The sequence below is a fragment of the Lentzea sp. NPDC102401 genome (assembly GCF_044765805.1).
In the GTDB taxonomy this organism is placed as follows: domain Bacteria; phylum Actinomycetota; class Actinomycetes; order Mycobacteriales; family Pseudonocardiaceae; genus Lentzea; species Lentzea sokolovensis.
In genome coordinates this window covers 240,346-260,144 of record NZ_JBIWKS010000012.1, presented here as the reverse complement: position 1 = coordinate 260,144, position 19,799 = coordinate 240,346, and the positions used below count along the sequence as shown (strand labels likewise).

General features: G+C 69.9%; 20 protein-coding genes. 12 read left to right on the top strand and 8 right to left on the bottom strand.

Annotated features, from left to right (window positions below):
- The first annotated feature begins 130 nt into the window (after positions 1-130).
- From ACIRG5_RS35670 to ACIRG5_RS35660, 3 genes are all read left to right on the top strand, one after another.
- Positions 131-736 carry a sigma-70 family RNA polymerase sigma factor gene (locus tag ACIRG5_RS35670; RefSeq protein ID WP_402913180.1) on the top strand — a complete coding sequence of 202 codons (606 nt, stop codon included), beginning with the start codon at positions 131-133 and terminating at the stop codon, positions 734-736.
- A complete protein-coding gene (locus tag ACIRG5_RS35665; RefSeq protein WP_402913177.1) occupies positions 733-1,470 on the top strand; it encodes an anti-sigma factor domain-containing protein in 738 nt (245 codons plus the stop codon). Before ACIRG5_RS35670 ends, ACIRG5_RS35665 begins: the two co-directional genes overlap by 4 nt.
- Before the next feature lie 218 nt (positions 1,471-1,688).
- Positions 1,689-2,339: a fasciclin domain-containing protein gene (locus ACIRG5_RS35660; protein WP_402913175.1), complete on the top strand. Its 651-nt coding sequence runs from the start codon at positions 1,689-1,691 to the stop codon at positions 2,337-2,339.
- Between the two features lie 65 nt (positions 2,340-2,404).
- On the opposite strand, the gene ACIRG5_RS35655 is transcribed toward ACIRG5_RS35660, so the two are convergent.
- The 3 genes from ACIRG5_RS35655 to ACIRG5_RS35645 form a co-directional block, all read right to left on the bottom strand.
- Positions 2,405-2,797 (bottom strand): NAD-binding protein, encoded by a 393-nt coding sequence (locus ACIRG5_RS35655; protein ID WP_402913173.1) that lies wholly within the window; start codon positions 2,795-2,797, stop codon positions 2,405-2,407.
- 44 nt (positions 2,798-2,841) lie between these two features.
- Positions 2,842-3,561: an anti-sigma factor domain-containing protein gene (locus tag ACIRG5_RS35650; RefSeq protein WP_402913171.1), complete on the bottom strand. Its 720-nt coding sequence runs from the start codon at positions 3,559-3,561 to the stop codon at positions 2,842-2,844.
- Positions 3,562-3,741: 180 nt separating this feature from the next.
- The gene (locus ACIRG5_RS35645; protein ID WP_402913169.1) at positions 3,742-4,515 is read right to left on the bottom strand and encodes an IniB N-terminal domain-containing protein; all 774 of its coding nucleotides are present in this window, start codon (positions 4,513-4,515) and stop codon (positions 3,742-3,744) included.
- A gap of 161 nt (positions 4,516-4,676) precedes the next feature.
- Between ACIRG5_RS35645 and ACIRG5_RS35640 the strand changes: the two genes are divergently transcribed.
- Both ACIRG5_RS35640 and ACIRG5_RS35635 read left to right on the top strand, forming a co-directional pair.
- Positions 4,677-7,037, top strand: a complete 2,361-nt coding sequence (locus ACIRG5_RS35640) for a LuxR C-terminal-related transcriptional regulator (RefSeq protein ID WP_402913167.1) — start codon at positions 4,677-4,679, stop codon at positions 7,035-7,037.
- Positions 7,038-7,214: 177 nt separating this feature from the next.
- Positions 7,215-8,672, top strand: coding sequence for a molybdopterin-dependent oxidoreductase (locus ACIRG5_RS35635; RefSeq protein ID WP_402913164.1), 1,458 nt, complete (start codon positions 7,215-7,217; stop codon positions 8,670-8,672).
- Here ACIRG5_RS35635 and ACIRG5_RS35630 read toward each other — a convergent pair.
- From ACIRG5_RS35630 to ACIRG5_RS35620, 3 genes are read right to left on the bottom strand one after another with little or no spacing between them, the layout of a single operon-like run.
- The gene (locus ACIRG5_RS35630; protein ID WP_402913162.1) at positions 8,669-9,133 is read right to left on the bottom strand and encodes a peroxiredoxin; all 465 of its coding nucleotides are present in this window, start codon (positions 9,131-9,133) and stop codon (positions 8,669-8,671) included. The two genes, ACIRG5_RS35635 and ACIRG5_RS35630, sit on opposite strands and share 4 nt — an antisense overlap.
- Before the next feature lie 58 nt (positions 9,134-9,191).
- The gene (locus ACIRG5_RS35625) at positions 9,192-9,824 is read right to left on the bottom strand and encodes an anti-sigma factor family protein (RefSeq protein WP_402913160.1); all 633 of its coding nucleotides are present in this window, start codon (positions 9,822-9,824) and stop codon (positions 9,192-9,194) included.
- Positions 9,821-10,342, bottom strand: coding sequence for a sigma-70 family RNA polymerase sigma factor (locus ACIRG5_RS35620; protein ID WP_402913157.1), 522 nt, complete (start codon positions 10,340-10,342; stop codon positions 9,821-9,823). Before ACIRG5_RS35620 ends, ACIRG5_RS35625 begins: the two co-directional genes overlap by 4 nt.
- Positions 10,343-10,486: 144 nt before the next feature.
- On the opposite strand from ACIRG5_RS35620, the gene ACIRG5_RS35615 reads away from it, so the two are divergent.
- On the top strand, positions 10,487-11,338 hold the full coding sequence (locus tag ACIRG5_RS35615) for a DUF4394 domain-containing protein (protein ID WP_402913155.1): 852 nt from the start codon (positions 10,487-10,489) through the stop codon (positions 11,336-11,338).
- A gap of 63 nt (positions 11,339-11,401) precedes the next feature.
- Here the strand turns inward: ACIRG5_RS35615 and ACIRG5_RS35610 are convergent, their stop codons facing one another.
- On the bottom strand, positions 11,402-12,484 hold the full coding sequence (locus ACIRG5_RS35610; protein WP_402913152.1) for an alpha/beta hydrolase: 1,083 nt from the start codon (positions 12,482-12,484) through the stop codon (positions 11,402-11,404).
- A gap of 271 nt (positions 12,485-12,755) precedes the next feature.
- Here ACIRG5_RS35610 and ACIRG5_RS35605 point away from each other — a divergent pair, with 271 nt between their 5' ends.
- The 5 genes from ACIRG5_RS35605 to ACIRG5_RS35585 all read left to right on the top strand — a co-directional run bounded on the left by ACIRG5_RS35605 (position 12,756) and on the right by ACIRG5_RS35585 (position 18,354).
- Positions 12,756-14,345 carry a DUF4331 domain-containing protein gene (locus ACIRG5_RS35605; RefSeq protein ID WP_402913150.1) on the top strand — a complete coding sequence of 530 codons (1,590 nt, stop codon included), beginning with the start codon at positions 12,756-12,758 and terminating at the stop codon, positions 14,343-14,345.
- Between the two features lie 82 nt (positions 14,346-14,427).
- Positions 14,428-15,723: a tetratricopeptide repeat protein gene (locus ACIRG5_RS35600; RefSeq protein WP_402913147.1), complete on the top strand. Its 1,296-nt coding sequence runs from the start codon at positions 14,428-14,430 to the stop codon at positions 15,721-15,723.
- On the top strand, positions 15,720-17,072 hold the full coding sequence (locus ACIRG5_RS35595) for a nickel/cobalt transporter (protein WP_402913144.1): 1,353 nt from the start codon (positions 15,720-15,722) through the stop codon (positions 17,070-17,072). Before ACIRG5_RS35600 ends, ACIRG5_RS35595 begins: the two co-directional genes overlap by 4 nt.
- A gap of 8 nt (positions 17,073-17,080) precedes the next feature.
- Positions 17,081-17,404: a hypothetical protein gene (locus tag ACIRG5_RS35590; protein ID WP_402913142.1), complete on the top strand. Its 324-nt coding sequence runs from the start codon at positions 17,081-17,083 to the stop codon at positions 17,402-17,404.
- An 80-nt stretch (positions 17,405-17,484) separates the two neighbouring features.
- The gene (locus ACIRG5_RS35585; protein ID WP_402913139.1) at positions 17,485-18,354 is read left to right on the top strand and encodes an alpha/beta hydrolase; all 870 of its coding nucleotides are present in this window, start codon (positions 17,485-17,487) and stop codon (positions 18,352-18,354) included.
- Positions 18,355-18,648: 294 nt separating this feature from the next.
- Here ACIRG5_RS35585 and ACIRG5_RS35580 read toward each other — a convergent pair whose 3' ends face one another.
- Positions 18,649-19,197: an HYR domain-containing protein gene (locus ACIRG5_RS35580; protein WP_402913345.1), complete on the bottom strand. Its 549-nt coding sequence runs from the start codon at positions 19,195-19,197 to the stop codon at positions 18,649-18,651.
- A 58-nt stretch (positions 19,198-19,255) separates the two neighbouring features.
- On the opposite strand from ACIRG5_RS35580, the gene ACIRG5_RS35575 reads away from it, so the two are divergent.
- Positions 19,256-19,393, top strand: a complete 138-nt coding sequence (locus tag ACIRG5_RS35575) for a hypothetical protein (RefSeq protein WP_402913137.1) — start codon at positions 19,256-19,258, stop codon at positions 19,391-19,393.
- Positions 19,394-19,799 lie beyond the last annotated feature (406 nt).

Sequence of the window (19,799 nt, the reverse complement as noted above, 5' to 3'; positions counted from 1 at the left end):
TTTCCCACTGCTCTTCGACGCGCGATGCGGGCACCTCTCGGTAGTCCTCATCGGTGTGGCGTGCGCCCTGTCCATCCGGCTGGGCGGCGGCCCCGGAACGAAGTCGGACGGGCCGAGACTGAGGAGTTCTGTGCCGGAACGTGATCAGCCGCGATCGGTTGTCTCCCTCGAACGCGGAGATCCCGGGGCGGCGGCGAGTGCGGACGAACTCCTGTTGCGGGTGGCGCGTGGTGACGAGGCCGCGTTCGGGCAGTTGTACGACGCGGTGTCGGGTGCGGTTTTCGGGCTGGTGCGGCGGGTGTTGCGGGACCAGGCTCAGTCGGAGGAGGTGTTCCAGGAGGTCATGCTCGAGGTGTGGCGGACCGCGAGCCGGTTCGATCCTGAGCGGGGCAAGGCGATGACCTGGATCCTCACGATGACGCATCGGCGTGCGGTGGACCGGGTGCGGTCGGCGCAGGCTGCGGCCGACCGGGACGAGCGGGTCGCGGTGCTGGGCGCCATGACGCCGTTCGACGAGGTGGTCGAGCAGGTCACCGAACGTCTCGAGCAGCGCAAGGTCCGGCGGTGCCTGGGCTTCCTGACCGAGTTGCAGCGCGAGTCGGTGCAGCTGGCCTATTACCAGGGGTACAGCTATCCGGAGGTGGCGAGCCTGCTCGATGTTCCCCTGGGCACGGTGAAGACTCGGATGCGCGATGGTCTGATCAGGTTGCGCGACTGTCTGGGGGTGGCGGTGTGAGCGCGACTGTGGATCTGCACACGCTTGTGGGCGTCTACGCGGTGAACGCGCTGAGCGACACCGAACGCGCCGAGTTCGAGGCGCACCTGCACGGTTGCCCGTCGTGCGCCGAGGAGATCGCCGAACTGCAGGCCACCGCGGCCGTGCTGGGGACGGTGGCCGAGATCGCACCGCCCGCGCACCTGCGCACGCGGGTGCTGACCGATGTCACTGCCACACGCCAGTTGTCTCCGCAGGCGTCTGTGCCCGTGGAGCCGATGGCCGCGTTGCCGGCGCGCAATCGATGGTTGGTCCGTACCAGCGTGCTCGCGGCGGCGGCCAGTGTGCTGGTGGCCGTGGTCGTCGGTGCCCAGGGCGTGCGGGACCGTCGTGAGCTCGACACCCTGAGGCAGTCCGCGGCCGGCCACAGCCAGGTGTCGGACCTGCTGAGTGCTCCTGACGCGAAGGTTCTGAGCGAGCCCGGGGCTGACGGGGGCAAGGCGACGGTGGTGATCTCGCCCAGCCGCGGCAAGGCTGTTTTCCTCGCGAGCGGCTTGCCGTCCCTGTCCGCGGACCGCGACTACCAGTTGTGGGTGGTGGGAACCGGTGACCCGCGTCCCGCCGGGTTGCTGCGGGGCGAACCCGTGGTCGCCGACGGGCTTGCCGACGCGCGGGCGTTCGCGTTGACCGTCGAACCGAGTGGGGGCTCCCCGGCTCCCACGACGGTCCCTGTTCTCGCGATCGCGGTGGCCTGACCGCGGAGGCCGGTGCTCGGAAGTGATGAGAGCGAAGCGAAGTCGGCGCTGTTGATCGTCGACTGTGGACAGAGTCCCGGCTTTTCCGGCCTTGTGCTGGTCATGAGCGTTCTGCGGGAAGTCGGGTAACGGATCGGTAACCGCACCCATCCGTTCTCGTGGGGGTGGCGAATCACGAGCAGCAAGTCTCCCGTTCACTTCCTTGGAGATGTCCCGTCATGAACAAGACCGTCCGCAACACCGTCCTCGCCATCGGAGCCGCCTCGCTCGCCCTGTTCGGCGCGGCCTGCGGCTCGGGCGACATGGCCAGCAGCAGCTCCAGCACCGCACCCACCTCGGCGACCTCGACGGCGCCGTCGTCGGCGATGGCGGACCCGGCCGCGAACCTCGTCGGCCCGGGCTGTGCCGACTACGCGAAGCAGGTTCCGTCCGGCGCCGGTTCCGTGTCCGGTATGGCTGCCGACCCGGTTGCCGTGGCCGCGAGCAACAACCCGTTGCTCACGACGCTGGTCAGTGCCGTGTCGGGCAAGCTGAACCCGAAGGTCAACCTGGTCTCGACGCTGAACGGTGCGGAGTTCACCGTGTTCGCGCCGGTCGACTCGGCGTTCGCGAAGATCGACGCCGCGACGATCGAGAAGCTCAAGACCGACGACGCGCTGCTGACCAAGATCCTGACCTACCACGTCGTCCCCGGCCAGATCTCGCCCGACAAGATCGCCGGCGACCAGAAGACCGTGCAGACCGGCACCGTGAAGGTCACCGGTTCCAAGGACGCGCTGAAGGTCAATGACGCCAACGTGATCTGCGGTGGCGTGAAGACCGCGAACGCGACCGTCTACCTCATCGACTCGGTGCTGCTGCCTGCCTGACATCTCCAGGGGTAGCAGTACCGCGAACTCCGGGAACCGCGCTGTGTACGCGGTTCCCGGAGTTTTCACGTACGCGGATCTTGACCTGAACATCGCAAGTGGACGGTCACCGCGCCTTCGGAGACGAACAGCGCGTGGTTCTCCGGTTCGCGGATGAGTGCCACGATCACGGTGTCGGGGTTCAGGGGCCGGATCGCTCTGGCGATCAGGAAGGCGTTGAGGTCGTCCGGCACCGCGATGACGATCCGGTCGGCGAGGTCGGCGGCGGCTTTGTCGAGCGCGCATCCGTCCCTGCCGTCACCCTGGATCGCGGTGACACCGTTGGCGGTGGCCTCGGCGGCGGCGACGAAGTCGATGTCCAGCACCGTCAGCCGCGCGTCCGGTTGCGAGGCCAGGACCGAGTTGACGGCGTCGCGACCTGTGTCGCCGTACCCGATGACGAGGATGTGGTCTGTCACACCTCAGGATTCGGCGCGTCGCCCGAACCGGATTGGCCGTGTGCTCAGCGCAGGGTGATGGTGATGGTCGGAGCGCCTGTCGGGCTCGGTGAGCCTCCAGCGGGCTCGATGGTGAGGACTGCCTCGCCGACCCCGTCGATTCCGCGCACCAGCATCGAGGTCACGCCACCGGCGGGATGCGTGGTCCCTGCTGAACGCGGGCCGTGGTCGTCCACCAGCCACAGTTGGTAGGTGCGACCGGCGGGCAGGGCACGCAGACCGTCGGCGAGGAAGAGCATCTCGCTGCGGCTGTCCGACAGCGCCGCGCTTCCCGCTGGATCTCCCGCGCTGACCAGCCGCAGGTCCGGTGCCGCGAGCAGGTCGCCGATCGGGGTGTGTGCGGTGGCCGTCACCGGCGAGGTGGAGGCCGAGGTCAGTGCGCTGTGCACGCCGGCCACCGCACCGGCCACCAGGCAGGCGGCGGCGACGAGTGCGGCGGCGCGCTGGAGGCCTTGACGCCGCGAGGAGACGTTGACGTGCTCCGAACGCGGCGGCACCTGCCGTACGAACGTGACCGCGTTCAACACCTGCGGGCGAAGGGATCTCGGATGGAGGCGGTCCACCGCACCTCCGAGCAGGGCGGCGGTCTCCCGCAAGCCTGTCGTCTCGTCCGCACAGGCCTGACACCTGTCCAGGTGTGTCTCGAACTCCGCGCACTCGAAGTCCGGCAGCGCGTCGAGTGCGTGTGCACCGGTCGGCAGGTGCGGGTTGATCGCACGCGTCATTCCCGGTTTCACTTCGGTACTTCGGCGCGGTCCGGCGACCGGATTGCCGCGTTCCGCGGATCTTGTTCCCCGGATCTGCGAGAACACCGCCGCTGTCAGTCCGAAGTGGACTGTTCGTGCGGCGCTGACGCCGGAAGGCCGCCCCGGAGCGCGGTCGGGGCGGCCTTCAGCAGAGGTGTGTCAGAGGCTCAGGTCGAGGTCGTTGAGCACGCCGCCGACGTTGACGTCGCCGAGCTCGCCGGAGATGTCGCCGATCTTTCCGATGTCGCCGACGTGGCCGACGCCGGTCACGTCGCCGAGGTTGCCCACGTTGGACACGACGTCGGTGACGTTGCCGACGTGGTCGAGCGAGAGGTCGTTGTCGGTGACGTTGCCGATGGTGGAGGTGAGGTCGCCGCTCAGCACGTCCTGGACGCCCAGGTCGCCCGTGTGGAGGTTACTGGTGACGTCGCCGGCCACGTCGGTGATGTGGGCGGTGTCGAGGACGTCGGTGCCGTTGCTGATGTTGCCGACGGTGTCGGTGACGTCGAGGTCGGTGACGGTCCTGGTGACGTCGGTGATCTGGGTGTCGCCGACGGCGTCCAGCGCGCTGGAGGGGTCGCTGAGCACGTCGAAGCCGTTGGTGACGCCGTGCACGGCGGCGGTCAGGCCGGAGACCGAGCCCAGGACGGAGTTGTCGTCGACCTGCTGGCCGACGGTGTTCTGCAGCGTGCTCATCAGGTCGAGCTGCTGGTCGAGGTCGAGGCCGGAGATCGTCGAGCCGAAGTCGCCGACGGCGGTGGTCGGGGCGAAGTCCAGCACGAGGGGCAGCAGCTCCTGGATGTCCGCCGGGTGCACGTCACCGAGACCGGCCGCGTCGAGCGAGCCCTGCGGGTCGAGCTGGAAGGCCGACCGGGCGTCGGGGTCGCCGAGCAGGTTGAGGGTGAAGTCGTGCAGCGTCTGGGGCAGGTCCACGTCGAACTCCAGGTGCGTCGTTGTGCTTGTGCCACTGAAAGCTACGAAGAACGGCGCTCTCACCGCATCGGGTGACATGCCTGGTCTCATCGAGCGGCAACGGATCGGGGATTTGCTCGACTCCGAGTAGGGGGATAGGGGTATGTCCCGATCTTGGGGCGATGACCAAACCTGAACGGGTGACGCACCGAAGCACAGAGGTGGAGTCCGACCCGTTGGAGGTGCACGCGCCCATGTCCCCGTTGTCGGACACGCCCTTGTTGATCGACGACGGGTCCAGGCGAACGCTCGAACGCGCACGCGGTGCGGACCACGTCGTGCTGACCGGACCGGCCGGGTGCGGCAAGACCGCGCTGTTGTCCACCTTCGGCCAGCCGATCGTGGTCGACGACGGCCACTTTCTCGGTGATGACGAGGTCGATCGGCTGCTGGAGGAGGTCGACGCCGGAGGCCGGCTCGCCGTGGCCCACCGCACGTGGCCGGACAACCGGGCGCTCGCCCGTCTCGTCGGCAAGCTGCCCGGTTCGGTGGTCCGGGTGCAACTGCGACCTCTGTCGCGCGGACATGTGCGGTCTCTCGCCGCGCGCGTCCAGGGCACCGAGGTGAGCGAGGAGTTCGCGGAGTTGCTGCACGAGCGGACCGGTGGAACCCCGGGGTTCGTGCTCGACGAGCTCTCGCGGGATCCGCGTACGGCGTTCGCCCGCCACTTCGACGGGTTGTCCGTCGCCGCGCACGACGTCCTGCTCGCTCTGTCCGCCGGCGCTCCCTTCGACGTCGGCCTGCTCGCGGCGGTGCTCGCGCTGGACCTCGGCGTGGTGTCGGAGTCCGTCGAGGCCCTCAGGTCGGCGGGTCTGCTGCGGATCGACGGAACTCCGCTCGCCGTCGCGGCGGACGCGATCGAGGCGTACGCGCCGGCGGAACAACGAGCGGACATGCTGCGCAAACTCGCCCTCAACCAGGCTGACCGCGCCGAGCCGGTGGCCGGCTACGCGCGGTCCCTGCTGGACCTCGGTGTGGCGGATCCCGGGCTCGCTGACGTGTTCGTGGCCGCCGGCCAGGAGGTGATCGACGACGATCCGACGTTCGCGGCGCGCTTGTTCACCCTCGCCGGCACCGGATCCTCGGCACTTCTGGCGAGGGCCCGCGCTCTCAGCGGTGATCTCGACGGCGCGGTGAGCGTCCTGGACCTGGAACACGCCGACGCGGACGCGTTGCTGGTGGCTGCGACCGCGCTGACCCTGCGAGGGCAGGTCGGCCGCGGAGGCGAACTGCTCCAGCGCTCGGACAACGGTCTTGCGCTGGGCTTCGCGGTGACGGGCCTTCTCGGCGCGGGGCGGCTGGAGGACGCCCGGACCGTCCAGTCCGGCGCCCGGTCGCATCTCGCCAGGTCGTTGACCGACACGCTCGGGCACCGGCTGGCCGACGTGGTCCTCGGGACCGTCACCGGGTCGCCGATGGCCGCGGTCGCCGCCGCGGTGGCCACGGCCGGGGTGAACCAGGCCGGAGCCCGCGCGGTGGTGCAACCGGACAGTCCCACCGCGCTCGCCGCGTTGATCTGCGTCCACGCGGGGGAGCTGACAGTGGCGAGGTCGCTGCTCGCCAAGGCCGTCCAGGACGACGGCGGCAGGGGACTGCACGCGGACCGGCACCAGCTGTTGCTCGCCTGCGTGGAACTCCTCGGCGGTGACATCGAGGCGGCACGACGACTCTCGCGTCCGGGCCTCGCCAGGGAGCCACGCGAGGCCCTGCTCGCCGCTGCGCTGGAACTCGGCATCACCCGCCGCGGCGGAGACCTCCGCGCGCTGTCGGCGGCGTGGGAGCCCGCCCAGCAAGCCCTGGTCGTCCACCCGGTCGACCTCTACACCTTGATCCCGTTGACCGAGATCGCCGTCGCCGCGGCCAGAATCGGCCAGTACCACCGGGTCGAGACGCACCTGAACGAGGCGTGGACGCTGCTGGCCGATCTCGGCGACCCTCCACTGTGGTCGGTTCTCCCGCGCTGGAACGCCTTCCACACCGCGCTCCTGCTGGGCGACCACGGATCGGCGAAGGAACACCTCGCGATCCTGGACGATGCGGCGAACGCGTTGCCGTTCGCCCGTGCGCTCTCGCTCGCCGCGCACTGCTGGAGCCGGGCAGGCCTGGGGGACGTGGACCACGCACGCGTCGAGGCGGCGGCACAGGAACTGCACGCCCACGGCATGCGCGCGGACGCGGCGAGGCTCGCCGGGCACGCGGCCATGCACACCACCGACCGCAAGGCGATGACCCGGCTGCTCGACATCGCCCGTCAGTTCCACGGCAGCGGGGGACAGAGCAGCGGTGGCGCCGAAGTCCTGAGCGAACGCGAGCAGGAGGTGGCCGCGCTGGTCCGGGACGGGCTCACCTACCGAGAGGTCGGCGACGCGTTGTTCATCTCGGCCAAGACCGTCGAGCACCACGTCACCCGCATCCGCAACAAACTCGGTGCCAAGAACCGGCGCGAGCTCGAACGCGCCCTGGAGGACGTCGATCTGTCCTAGGGAAGTGCTGATTCGATCAGGCGGACTGGACCTCGGTGTCGATCGTCCTGCGCAGCCGGCACAGTCTCGGGCATCACTCCGCGGTGGTGAGTTCCGTCGCCGCCCAATCTGCCGGAGGGTTCGTCCCGAACCACTGGTGTGAAGGCAACGCGATCCATCCTCATCGGCCTCGTCTCCGTGACCGCGGCACTGGCGGCGGGCCATCTGGTCGCGGGACTGGTGAGTCCGTTGGCCTCTCCGTTCCTGGCGGTCGGCAACACCGCGATCGACCTGACCCCGCACCCTGTCAAGGACTTCGCGATCCGCACGTTCGGTGAGAACGACAAGCTGGTGCTGCTCGGCGGCATGGCGGTCGTGCTCGCCGGACTCGGCGTCGTGGCGGGCCTGCTGTCGCGGCGCAGCCCGTGGCCAGGCACAGCGCTCGCCGGCCTGCTCGGTCTGCTCGGGATCGCCGCGGTGCTGACCCGGCCGACGACGACCGGGTGGGCGGTGGTCGCGCCGCTCGCGAGCCTCGTGGTCGGAGTCGTCGCGTTCCGCTGGTTGTGGTCCCAGGCTCCCGCGGTGGCGCCGGGAAGGCGGAAGTTCCTGCTGTCGACGGCGGCGGTCGCGGCGGGAGCCGCGGTCGCGGGAGTGGGTGGGCAGTTGCTCGCGGGCCGGGTGGACGTGGAGGCGTCGCGGCGCGGGATCACGTTGCGGCCGGGGAGGAAGGCGCCGGAAATCCCGTTCGACGCGGACTTCTCCCGTGAAGGCACGCCGTCGTTCCTGACGCCGAACGAGAAGTTCTACCGCGTCGACACCGCGCTCTCCATCCCTCGCCTTCGGGCGGAGGACTGGCGGATGCGCGTGCACGGCATGGTGGACAACGAGATGGTGCTCACCTACGACGACCTGCTGCGCCGCCCGCTGGTGGAGAAGACGATCACGCTCGTGTGCGTGTCGAACGAGGTCGGCGGCCCGTACATCTCGACGTCGAACTTCATCGGCGTGGACCTGGCCGACCTGCTGCGCGACGCGGGTGTGCAGTCGGGTGCCGACCAGCTCGCGACCCGCAGCGTGGACGGCTGGACGTGCGGCACGCCGGTCTCCTCGATCATGGCGCCGGGCTCGAACGCCATGCTGGCCGTGGGCATGAACGGCGAGCCGTTGCCGCTGGAACGCGGTTTCCCGGTCCGCTTGGTCGTACCCGGTCTCTACGGGTACGTGTCGGCGACGAAGTGGTTGGTGGACATGGAACTCACCACCTTCGACGCGTTCGACCCGTACTGGGCGCAGCGCGGCTGGGCGAAGAAGGCCCCGGTGAAGGTGATGTCGCGGATCGACCGGCCGAAGTCGTTCGAACGGGCGCCCGCGGGCCGGTTCGTCGCGGCGGGCATCGCGTGGGCCCAGCACCTCGGCATCGACAAGGTCGAGGTCCGCGTCGACGGCGGGTCGTGGCAGCAGGCGAGCTTGAGCAAGGAGGTCAACGTCGACACCTGGCGGATGTGGCGGATCGAGCTCGACGTGGCGCCCGGCAACCACACGGTCGAGTGCCGCGCGACCGACCGGAAGGGCTACACGCAGACCAACGAGCGCGCGGCCCCCATCCCGGACGGCGCCACCGGCTGGCACTCGATGGTCTTCACCGCCGTCTCCTAGTGCCGCCCGGCCGCCTGTTCCTGCAGAACCGCGAGAGCCTGGTCGGCGTGGGCGTCGAACTTCAGCTCACTCTTGATCACTTCGAGAATCCGGCGGTCGGTGTCGATGACGAAGGTGCGCCTGCGGGTGTGCAGGGGCAGGAAGCGCCGCCAGGCACCGAACTGCTTCGCGACCGCACCGTCCACATCAGACAGAAGTGGGTAGTCGAAGCCGTGGGCGGTGGAGAACTCGCTCTGCTTGCTCACGGCGTCCGGGCTGATCCCGATCCGGTGTGCCCCGAACTCGCGGAACTCCCCGGCGAGATCGCGGAAGTGACAGCTCTCCTGGGTGCAGCCACCGGACAGCGCCGCGGGGTAGAAGAACAGCACGACCGGGCCGGTGGCCAGGAACTCCGACAGGGTGCGAGGCGTACCCGTGTCGTCGGGCAAGGTGAAGTCGGGGCAGGTGTCTCCGCGTTTCATGCTGGTGGTTCGGGCCAGTGGCCGACGCGGATTGGTGTCCGCGGGTGCCTTTGCCTGATCAGGACCGGGGAAACGTGGAGGACAGCGCGACCGCGCCCGTCTCGTCGCGCACGACGAAGCCCGCCGCGCTCGCGCGCAGGACCGAGCTGTTCAGGTTGCACCGCAGGAGGTTCTCGCCCGTCCCGATGAACGACCCTGCGGACACCTCGCCGCCGTCGGTGCTGGTGACGGCGACCCGGTAGGTCTGCCCGGACACGAATCCGCGGCCGTCGAGTTTGATCTCGACTCCCCAGGTGTGCGGGACGATCGCGGCCTCCGCGGTCACCCCGGGGGCCTGCCTCGCCAGTGCGACCGGTTCGAGCGGTGCGGAAGGGCGCAGCAACCACCAGCTCGTGCCGGCGACCACCAGTGCGGAGGCGGCGGTGAGCAGGATCCGCGTGCGGATCCTCTGCCGGCGCCGGCCGTCGAGCCGTCGCAGCACCGACTCTTCCAGGTGCGCGGGCGCGGTGACGTTGTCGGCGTTCACGCCGGCGAGCGCGCGTGCCACGGGGGTGAGTTCGGTGACGGTGTCCTGGCAGTCGCCACAACTGTCCAGGTGGTCGCGGACGGCCCGCAGTTCGGGTCCGGTGAGGTGACCGAGGACGTAGGCGCCGAGCAGTTCGGTCCGTCGTTCGTGCACGGAGTCGTTCACGGCCGCACCCCCATCTCCCGCATGGCCAGCCGCAGCGCCTTCAGGCCGAAGAAGACGCGGCTGCGCAGCGTCACCTGAGAGACACCCAGCTCGGCTGAGACGTCCTGGTAGGACCGGCCGCGCAGGTAAGTCTCCACCAGGGCCGTGCGGTGGTCGTCGCTGATCCTCAGCAGAGCCTGTTCCACGAGACGCTGGTCGAGCACCGCGTCCGCATGATCGGAAACGTTCCCGGTGGGCTCTGCCGCCACGGCGTCGAGCCGCCGGTGGTGCCGGGCACGTGCCCGTGCCTCGTCGATGACGACGTTGCGTGCGATCGCGAACAGCCACACACGCAGGCTCGCCAGCGCCGGGTCGAAGCGGTCCGCGGACCGCCACGCTCTGAGGAACACCTCCTGCACGGCCTCCTCCGCGGCTTGACCGTCTCCGAGTTGGCGGAGCGCGAAGCGGTACAGCTCGGGTCCGTGCGCGGCGTAGACGTCCCGGAGGTCCAGATCCGCCCGCTTGCCGATGATCGCCATGAGCTCCCCATCGCCGCACCTGAAAGCCAGTTCGTGGCGGAGCCCGGTGCGGATGGGTCTGATTTGTTCGGTTCGTCCTTCAACGCCGGGCGAGGACGCGTCGTAGACACCCGTGTTCCGCGTTCACGGCCTTTGGGAGAGACCATGCGCATCGTTCGCACGACCGTCATCGCCGCAGCCGCGGCACTGCTCGCCGGTGTGCTCGGCGCGGCGCCCGCCTCGGCGTCCGGCGACCAGCTCCGCGTGCACCTGCTCACCGACGACGGTGTGCTCAGCACCCGCACGTGGTCGTCCCCGCTGTTCGCCCAGCACCGCGTCCGCGTCACCGGCCTGAAGGCCCACGACCGGCTCGCCGGCATCGACGTGCGACCCGCCACCGGCGTCCTGTACGCGATCGGACGTTCGGGCCAGCTCTACACCCTCGACACCCGCACCGGCCGGGCCACCGCGGTCGGAGCGCCGATCACGCTCGACGGCACGGCGGTCGGGTTCGACTTCAACCCGACCGTGGACCGCATCCGACTGGTCACCTCGGCCGGTCAGAACCTCCGCCTCGTCCCCGACACGGGCGCGCTCGCCGCCACCGACGGCACGCTCGCCTACGCGCCGGGTGATCGCGCGGCGGGCTCCACGCCGAGGGTGTCGGCGGCCGGCTACACCAACAGCGTCGCCGGAGCGACCTCCACCACGCTCTACGACCTCGACAGCACCAAGGACACGCTGGTCACCCAGGGCACCGCGGCCGGTGTCACGCCGGTCGTCTCCCCGAACACCGGCCAGCTCTTCACCGTCGGCAAGCTCGGCATCGACGTCGACAAGGCCAACGGCTTCGACATCGCCACCGTCGACGGCCGTCACCACGCCCTTGCCGCCGTGCGGCCGGGGCTGTCGTTGCTGGGTGGCTCACTGCTGGTGAAGGTCGACCTGGGGACCGGCCGCGCCTCGGTCGTCGGACTCGCGGCCGGCGAGGTCGTCGGCGTGGCGTTCGCGAAGTAGTACGCAGTGGCCGTGACGCCGGTGCCGGAACGTCGCACCGGCGTCACGACCTCGGGCCGGTGGTCAGCGAGTCGCGAGCGCGTGGTTCAGGAACCGCAAGATGGCGAAACGTGCCGTCTGGGCGGGGATCGAGCCCCAGACCAGGTCGAAGCAGTGGTCCGCCTGCCTGAGCGCCACGAGCGTCGGCAGTTCGACCGCCATCACGTACGGCGTGATCGTGTCGAGCGGTACCCACTGGTCGCGTGCCCCGGTGATCACGCAGACGTGCGTGGGCGCGGTCTCGGCGTGGGCGATCGGCGAGCTCCACTCCCAGCGCTCCGCCACGTCGTGCGGCGTGCCGCCCAGGAAGTCCACCAGCGGTGACACCTCACGGTCGACCGGCGTGATCCGCTTGCCGCGCAACGAGTCGTACAGGGTCAGCAGGTCCACCGGCCCGTACACCGACACGACGGCACGGGGACGTGGGTGTTCGTTGAAACTCGCCGCGAGCAGCGCCAGGTGACCGCCCGCCGACGAGCCGAGCAACGCGATTCGGCCGGGATCGACGCCGAGTTCGTCCGAGTGGGTCTCGACCCAGCGCAGCGCGTCGACCACGTCGAACGGTGCGACGTCCCACCGGGCAGGTGGAGCCAGCCGGTAGCTGACGCAGATCGCGCGGTAGCCGTTGTCCGCCAACCAGTTCGCATAGGCGCGCAACTGCCGCCAGTTCCCGCCGGCCCACCCTCCACCGTGGACCAGCACGACCGCTGGGCCTGAGACCGCGCGATCGGCCGGGTGCCAGACCCCCAGCGGAAGCCGGGCACCGTCACGCGAGAGGAGTTCGTGTCGCTCCGGCGCGCGTGCGCGGAGAAAGCCCGTCAGGTCGAAGAAGACGGCGAGCGGGGATGGACGGGCACCCAGCGCGAGGGCCTGTCCCCACTGTGCTCCGGCCACGCAGATCTGCGCCCCCGCGGTGACCGCCGCCGCCACCGCGAAGACCAGGTTCCCGTTGGACACCGCCACCGCTGCCAGCGCGATCGCCGCCACGGCGAGCGGAGGCGCGAGGCTCAGCGTCAGCGCCCGGACCACCCACAGCGCCGGCGTGGGAGAGGGGAGCAACGACACCGCCGTGAGCACCGCGACCAGCACGATGACGGTCTGCAACAAGCCGATCAGCCTCTCCGGGTGCGTCCGACTGCCGAGCCGCGCTGTTCCGCGGCCCGCACGGTCGTGGTTCGTCGGCGCGAGCCCCGCGGATTGGGTCGTCGCGCCGAGAGCGTTCCGGGGGCTGACCGGGACCCGCATTTGATGCCAGCCGTTGGCAAGAGCGCGATCGGGTGAACCGGGCAAACCCGCACTTCATCGGTGGCGAATGAACGTCGTCCTGTCCGCGTGGCGGGTGTCGCTCCGGGCAGGCACGTATCCGAAGGGATGGAGCATGTCAGCACCCCCTCCCACGCGTCGTCGACGACGCGTGGCGGTAAGTCTGATAGCGGTCGGGAGCACGTTGCTCGCGGCTGGTTTGATCGGTGGGTCGGGTTCCGCCGGGGCGTCGAGCCACCGTGAAGCGCCGTTGATCGCAGGTGACCCGGCGGTGGACAACACCGACGTGTACGCGTTCGTGAGCCCGGACAAGCCGGACACGGTCACGCTGGTGGCGAGTTGGTCGCCGTTCCAGGAGCCGAACGGCGGGCCGAACTTCTACCCGTGGGCCACCGACGCCCGCTACGACATCAACATCGACAACGACGGTGACGCCAAGGCGGACCTGACGTATCGGTGGACGTTCCGCACCGAGGACCGTCGTGGCAAGTCGACGTTCCTGTACAACAACGGGCCGGTGACGTCGCTGGACGACGAGAACCTGTTGTTCCGGCAGACCTACGCGCTGGAGCTGATCGACCGCGACGGCCGTGAGCGCAAGCTGATCCGTTCGGGCAAGGTCGCGCCGTCCAACACCGGCCCGGCGTCCATGCCGGACTACGGCGCGCTGAGCGCTCAGGCGGTCACCGACGTTCCCGGTGGCGGCAAGAGCTTCGTCGGCCAGTCCGACGACGCGTTCTTCCTCGACCTGCGGGTGTTCGACCTGCTCTACGGCGGCAACCTGTCCGAGGTCGGTCAGGACACGCTGCGCGGCTACAACGTCAACACCATCGCCTTGCAGGTGCCCAAGTCGCAGTTGGCGCTCAAGGGTGACGCGACCCGCAACCCGGTCATCGGGGTGTGGAGCGACACCGAACGGCAGTCGATGGTGCTCACCCCTGGCGAGTCCCGGGCGGTGGGTCCGTTCGTACAGGTCTCACGTCTGGGCAACCCGCTGGTCAACGAGGTCGTCGTTCCGGCGGGGCTGAAGGACAAGTTCAACGCCCTCACGCCCGACCGCGACGGCAAGACGCCCGAGCTGGTCAACCGGGTCACCGACCCGGAGGTGCCGAAGCTGATCCAGGCGATCTACGGCCTGCCCGCACCGGCCACTCCGCGCAACGACCTGGTGGAGATCTTCCTGACCGGCATCACCACCAAGGCCGGCGGGCCGATCAAGGCCGACCTGAACTCGCAGCTCAACAACGCGGACGTGAACCCGAAGAAGTTCACGCCGTCGGAACAGCTGCGGCTCAACACGTCCATCCCGCCGGCGGCGTCGCCGAACCGGCTGGGCGTGCTCGCCGGTGACCTGCAGGGCTTCCCCAACGGACGCCGGCTCACAGACGACGTGCTCGACATCGGCGTGCAGGCACTGGAAGGCGCCGCGGTGAGCGGCATCGTGCCCGCGCTCGCGGCCGGGGACAAGGTCAACGCCAACGACAAGGCGTTCGGCACCGCGTTCCCGTACGTGGCGCTGCCCCACAACACCGCGGTCAACTCCGGTGCCGCCGGTGCCGTGGCACCCACGGGTGGTGGCAGCGGTGGTGGCGGTCTGCCGGACGGGCTGATCCTCAACGCCGTCCTCGCGGCGCTGCTGATCGGCTCCGGCGTGTGGCTGCTGGGCCGCCGTCCACTTCGGACCGCGGTTCCCGCAGTCGCATGACACCTGTTCCGGGGGACGGATCCGTTCGTCCCCCGGCACGGTCCCGCGTGACCTGACCCGGCAGCAACCCACGGAGCGCGCCATGAACCGCCGCAAGATCATCGCAGTGCTGGCGATCACCGCCGGCGCCGCGCTGCTCGCCACCACCGCGACCGCGCTGAGCCGCGGCGACGACCCCGCCCCCGCCGCATCGGGCGCCGCTGTCGTGCGCAGCGACGTGCAGCGCACCATCTCCGCGGCCCAGGACCGGCTCAAGCGCGTGCCCGGCGACGCCGCCACGTGGGCGCAGCTCGGCTCCGCCTACGTCGAACAGGCCAGGATCACCGGCGACCCCACCTACTACGCCAAGGCCCAAGGCGCGCTCGACACCTCCCTGCAACACAAACCCGAAAGCAACGGCCCCGCCCACCTCGGCCTAGGCGCCCTGGCCAACGCCCGGCACGACTTCGCCGCCGCCCGCGACCAAGCCGAACTCGCCCGCGACGCCCTTCCCGACACCGCCGAGGTCTACGGCGTGCTCGCCGACGCCCTCACCCAGCTCGGCGAGGCCGACGAAGCGCGGGCCGCCGTGCAGCGGATGCTCGACCTCGAACCCGGCGTGCCCGCGTTCACCCGCGCCGCCTACGACTTCGAGCAGCGCGGTGACGTCGACGCCGCCCGCCAGGCCCTCACCCGTGCCCTCGACGCCTCCCCCTCGCCCGCCGACTCGCTGTTCTGCCGCTACCACCTCGGCGAGCTGGCGTTCGACAACGGCGACCTCGACGAAGCCGCCGCCCAGTACGAGCAGGGCCTGCAGATCGATCCTCTCGACCCCGCACTGCTGCAGGGACGCGCCAAGATCGCCGCCGCCCGCGGCGACCTCGCGGACGCGCTCACCATCTACGCCGACCTCGTCACCCGCGTGCCCTCACCGCAGTACCTGCACGAAAACGCCGTCCTACTGGGTGTCGCAGGCCGCACCGAGGATGCCGCGCGCCAGTTCGACCTGCTCGCGCAACAGGAACGGCTGCTCGCCGCCGCGGGGAGCACCGACGAGCTGGCCACCTCGATCGTCGCCGCTGACCGAGGTGACCCCACCACCGCCCTGGCCGCGGCCGAGCGCGAGTGGAACCGCCGGCAGCACCCGCTGGTCGCGGACGCGCTCGCGTGGGCCCTGCACCTGGCCGGACGTGACGCCGAAGCCATCGGCCACGCCGACCGCGCCGCCGCCACCGGCTGGCGCAACGCGACGTTCGCCTTCCACCGCGGCATGATCCTGCGCGCCCTCGGCCGCACCGCGGAAGCCGCTGACGCACTCGGTTCGGCATTGAAGACCAACCCGCACTTCTCGCCCGTGGACGCTCCGGCCGCCCGCAGCGCACTGGACGGCCTGCGGTGAAAACGCTGGCAGTCCTCGTCCTCACCGTGCTGGCCGTGCTGGCGATCCCGACCAGTGCCGGAGCCCATCCGCTGGGCAACTTCACGATCAACCACCACCACGCCATCACCGTGCACCCCGACCGAGTCGACCTCGTCTCCGTCATCGACCTCGCCGAGATCCCGACCCTGCAGGAACAACCCGCCCGCCAGGCCGACTACGCCGCACGCGAGTGCGACACGGTGCGAGGCAGCCTGGAGGTGAACGTCGACAGCACGCGGACGGCCGTGGCGCTGCGCTCTGCCTCGGTCGAGTTCCCGTCAGGCGAGGCCGGACTGGCCACCACCCGCCTCACCTGCCTGCTCACCGCTCCCACCGACCTCAGCGCCGCCGGCACCGTCGAGGTGCGCGACAACTACCGGCCGGGCCGCGTCGGCTGGCACGAGATCACCGCCACCGGCGACGGCATCGCGCTGATCGATCCCCCCGTGCCGGCCACGAGCTCCAGTGACGAGCTCCGCGCCTACCCCGACGACCTGCTGGCCAACCCGCTCGACGTCCGCGCGGTGAGCCTGCGCGTGGAGCCGGGAACCAGCGCGACCTCAGGCGTCGCCGCGGCCCAAGGCGGCAGCACGGTGATCGGCATGGCCACCCGCGCCTTCACCGACCTCGTCGGCCACCAGGACCTCACCCCGCTGATCGGCGTCCTCGCCGTGCTGCTGTCACTGCTGCTCGGCGCCTCCCACGCCGCACTGCCAGGACACGGCAAGACCGTCATCGCGGCCTACCTCGCGGGCCGCGACGGCACCGCGCGTGACGCTGTGGTGGTCGGTGCCACGGTCACCCTCACCCACACCGTCGGCGTGCTGGTGATCGGCCTGGTGATCAGCGCCTCCAGTGCGCTGGCCGGCGAGTCCCTGCTGCGGCTGCTCGGCGTCGCCAGCGGTGTGCTCGTCATCGCCATCGGGGTGTTCCTGCTCCGTTCGGCGCTGCAGCGGCAACCCGTCGCCGTCGGACACGGCCACGGCCATGGGCACGGCCACGGCCATAGGCATGGGCACCGTGTGGGTCGTGGGGGTCTGATCGGCATGGGTGTGGCGGGCGGTCTGGTGCCCAGCCCGTCAGCACTGGTCGTGCTGCTCGGCGCGATCGCCCTGGGCCGCACCTGGTTCGGCGTGCTGCTCGTCCTGGGCTACGGCCTGGGCATGGCCACCACCCTCACCGCCGTCGGTCTCCTCCTGGTCCGCCTGCGCGACCGGCTCGCCGCCGTCGAACGCTTCCGAGACCGCTTCACCGCCCTGCCCGTCATCACCGCCGGGCTCGTCCTCGTCGTCGGCCTGGGGCTGACCGCCCGAGCCCTGTTCGAATAGGAGGCGCGATGCGCGCTCTCGTCACACTCCTGTGCGGCGCCACCGTTCTGACCGCCTGCAGCTCCCCACCCGAGCCCGGACCGGTCTTCGACAACGAGAACGGCACGGAGCTCACCTGCCTGACCCATCAACCCCAGCCACCGGGCCCCCGCTACACCGACGAATCGATGCGCAGCACCGGTGAAACCCTGGCGCTGCTGCGCTACTACACCGCACATGGCCGCAAACCCTTCTGCGACGGCAAAACCCCCACCGACGCCGACAAGCAGTGGGCCCAGGTCTACGTGACCCTCGGCGCCGACCGCGCCAACGTCACCGCACTGCTCGACTGAAGTCGCCACTCACTCGGGCCGGCAGAACGCGTCACCGAGAGGCTCGATCCGCTGAACCCCCAAGCGACGAAAGAACCAGTGTGAGACTCAGTGACTGGATGGCCGCGGCGACGACGCACGCCACCGCCCGCTGGACCGTGCGCTACGGCGAGGCGCTCCGTTTCGCGGGCTCTGACCTGCCACGGCCTCGGATGATCCGGGTGCCCACCCGGCACGGCCGCGTCCGTGTGCACGTCTACCAACCGCACGCCGAGCCGGTGCCCGGCGCCGCGCACGTCCACTTCCACGGCGGAGCGTTCCTGATGCGCTACCCGTTCATGGACGACTGGTGGTGCCGCTACCTCGCCGCGACGACCAACGTCCCCGTGCTCAACGTCGACTTCCGCGCAGCCCCCTACGTCGCCTATCCCGTCGCTCACCACCAGTGCCACGACGTCGCGGCGTGGGCAGCGGCGGGCGGCGGCGAACTGCGGCTCGACGGCGCGAAGATCTCGGTCGGCGGGTTCTCCTCCGGCGGCAACCTGGCGGCATCGGTCAGCCTGCAGGCCCGCGACGGCGGACACTGGCTTCCCGCCTTGCAGGTACTAGGGATTCCCGTGCTGGACTTCCACAACGAACCCGGGCACGAGCCCGGCATGATCACACCGCAGCTCCGCCGGCTAGTACGCCGGGTGTACTTCCCCGACCCCGCCGGCCAGCTGGACCCGTGGGCATCTCCTTTGCTGGCAACGAACCTGTCAGGCCTGCCGCCCGCCGTGGTGCTGACCGCCGAACGCGACGTGCTCCGCCACGACGGGCGACGTTACGCCGCACGTCTACGCGAGGCCGGCGTGCCGGTGCACCACGACGAAACGCCAGGCACCGACCACTACTTCCTCACCGAGGACCCCGTTCGCGCCCGCACCACGATGGCCATGGTCGCCGAGTCCATCGGCACGGCGGTGTCCTGACCATGGCCTAGGTGAGATCGTGCGCGGCATGCTCGTCGGCAACACGCCGGCGAAAGAACGCAAGAACGGTCCGGTAGGCCTCGCGCACGATCACCAGCGAGGCGGAAGGTGGGGACTCCCCGTCCGGACGCGTGGGCAACTCGTCCAGACCGGATGTCACGGTCGCGGCGCAACCGCAGCGCCCACTCTGCGCCGTCCGAGTCGCGGGCCGTGACGGTGGCATCGCGATCCCGATCTGCCAGCGTGGGCGCCAGGTCGGACACGCTGGCGCCGGGCTCGGCTGTGAGCGCGACCTCACGCCGGAAAACCACCACTGTCGCGGCCGAACTGCCGAGCCCGCGCGGGTAGCAGAGGCCCCGACCAGCTGTAGGTGACTACAACCTGGAACGAGGTGTCGCCGACGTTGCCAGCCGCGTCGGTGGCGGTGCACGTGACTTCGGTGGTTCCGAGGCCGAACTTCGTCGCGGGTGCAGGAGCGCAGCCGACCGACAGCCCGCCGCTCGCCAGGTCTGTTGCAGTAGGGGGCGGGTAGGAGATGACGTTGATGGTGAACGCGCCGTGAGCAACGTTGCCCGCATGATCGGACGCGGTGCAGGAGATCGTGGTCGTTCTGAGTGGATAGACGGTTCCGGATTGGTGGTCGCAGGCAACAGAGACCGGTCCGTCGACGGTGTCGACCGCTGTGGGGCGGGGAAGGCGACAGTGGCTCCGGACGGGTCTGTTGTGTTCGCAGTCTGATTGGCGGGCAGTGTCAGCCTGGGTGAGGTGCTGTCCAGGACGGTGACAGCGAAAGATCTGCTGCTCATGTTGGACGCTGCGAAAGTGAAGTTGATCCGACTGCACGACGTCTGACACAGCTACGCCACGATCTCGCTGAGGTCCGGCGTCCAGCCGAAGATCGATGAGCAGTCGGCTCGGTCGCGCCACCGTCGCGTTCACTCTCGACACCTACACCGAGGACATCCCTGATCTCGATGCTGATGCCGCAGAGAGCATCGGCGGTCTATTCCTGCCGACGCAGGACGGGGAGGACGACTGACCCTCTAGAACGCCGTTTGGCTACCGTTTCGGCTACCGCAGGGTGGGTTCCGGCCTAGTTGGCGTACGCGAAAAACCAGAAAGCCCCTGACCTATGCAGGTCAGGGGCTTTCTAATCGATATGGGCGATACTGGGATCGAACCAGTGACCTCTTCGGTGTGAACTATAGCGCCGATACTGCGCTGACCTGCGGAAACAAGACTCCCACAGGTCGGCGCGGTTCCGTTCAGGTCCATTGAGGATCGTTCCGGTGCGTTGAGGGCATGGAGTTGCTCCCAATCTGCTCCCAAACCGTGCTCCCAGTGCTTCGCCGCCGCACACCTCCAAGTCGAGGTGGAGGAGCCGGCAGAAGACCGATCGAACGGGCCGGACGAGCCCGGTGATGAGGTTGTGGATCACCTGATCG